Annotated in this window: 1 pseudogene; it reads left to right on the top strand. The window is 60.5% G+C overall.

Going from position 1 to position 1,892, the window contains the following annotated elements:
* Window positions 1–1,892 (top strand): annotated as a pseudogene (locus tag HT737_RS19395) (3'-5' exonuclease); the annotation flags it as partial.

Genomic DNA, 1,892 nt, shown 5'->3' on the forward strand with positions numbered 1-1,892 from the left:
GGTGCCGTTCCAGCCCGTTGATTCGCAAGGACGCAAAGAGCGGCTGCAGGTCGCCGGCGAGGATGTCGCGGCACTGAATGTCTGGCACCTGTCGACGGACCAGCCGCTGTCAGGGGCGGTCTATCGCCAGCAGTTGGCGGCGGCCTGTGCCAGCGAAATCACCGCATTGCTCAACGGCGGGCAAGCCGGTGCGGCGGGATTTGTCCGGGACGCAGAAGCCTTCCGCGGTTTGCGGCCCTCCGATATCGCGATTCTGGTACGTGACGGCAAAGAGGCCCAAGCCGTACGCACAGAACTCGCGGCCCGTGGCGTGCGCAGCGTTTATCTGTCGGACAAGGACTCGGTGTTCGCCGCCCAGGAAGCGCACGACCTGCTGTCCTGGCTCAAGGCCTGCGCCGAGCCGGATGTCGAGCGCTCACTGAAGGCCGCGCTGGCCTGCATCACCCTCAATCTGCCGCTGGCTGAACTTGAGCGCTTGAATCAAGATGAGTTGATCTGGGAAGCCCGAGTCATGCAGTTTCGGGGTTATCGCGAACTGTGGCGCAAGCAAGGTGTGCTGCCGATGTTGCGACGCTTGCTGCACGACTTCCATTTACCGCAGACCCTGATCGCTCGCAGTGACGGCGAGCGAGTGCTGACCAACCTTCTGCATCTGTCGGAACTGATGCAGCAGGCCGCGGCGGAACTCGATGGCGAGCAAGCGCTGATTCGTCATCTGGCCGAGTTGCTGGCACTGTCCGGTCAGGCCGGTGAAGAACAGATATTACGTCTGGAGAGCGACGAGCAACTGGTCAAGGTGGTGACCATCCACAAGTCGAAGGGACTTGAGTATCCGTTGGTGTTCCTGCCTTTCATCTGTTCGGCAAAACCGGTGGATGGCAGTCGCCTGCCGCTGCATTACCACGATGCCTCCGGCAAAGCCAGGTGACACTGAAGCCTACCGCCGAATTGGTTGCCCTGGCGGATGACGAGCGTCTGGCCGAGGACCTGCGTCTGCTCTACGTCGCGCTGACTCGCGCGCAACATGCATGCTGGCTGGGTGTCACGGACCTCAAGCGCGGTAATAACAGCAGTTCAGTGCTTCATCTTTCGGCGCTTGGCTATCTGCTGGGTGGCGGCGCAAGGCTGGATGAGTCAATCGGCCTGAGTCGTTGGCTGCAGGATCTGCAACAGAACTGCGCGGCTATCAGTCTGAGTGAGTTGCCTCAAGCGACGCAGGAGATCTACCAGCCCGAGCGCAATGAAGCGATCCTCAGCGCCACATTGATGCCAAAGCGCAAGGCCAGCGAAAACTGGTGGATTGCCTCCTATAGTGCGTTGCGCATCAGTGACGTGTTGAGTGTCGGCAGCGATGAGGCGCCGGACAGTCCGCAAGCGCAAAAGCTGTTTGACGATGAGCGCCTTGACCCTGATGCGCCGCGAGAGCTCGTGGTTGGTGGCGCCGATATTCATCGTTTTCCTCGCGGCCCGAACCCGGGAACCTTCCTCCATGGTTTGCTGGAGTGGGCTGGCGATGAAGGTTTTGCCGTTTCCGGTGAGTCAATCAAGGACGCAATTGGCCGGCGCTGCAATCTGCGCGGCTGGCAGGGCTGGATTGTCACCTTGAGTGACTGGCTGCAGCACTTGCTCAAGTCCCCGCTGCCAGCAGGTGGCGGACAGCCTCCGGTCGTGCTCGAGCAACTGAAGCAGTACCGGGTTGAAATGGAGTTCTGGTTTGCCAGTCACAAGGTTGATGTCCTCAAACTCGATGATTGGGTACGCCAGTACACCCACAACGGTGTGGCGCGAGTAGCCGCCGAGCCAGTACAGCTCAACGGCATGTTCAAGGGCTTTATCGACCTGACCTTCGAGCACGCGGGCCGTTACTACGTCGCCGACTACAAATCCAACTG

Origin of the sequence: Pseudomonas sp. MD195_PC81_125 (assembly GCF_014060985.1) — a bacterium.
GTDB lineage: Bacteria > Pseudomonadota > Gammaproteobacteria > Pseudomonadales > Pseudomonadaceae > Aquipseudomonas > Aquipseudomonas parakoreensis.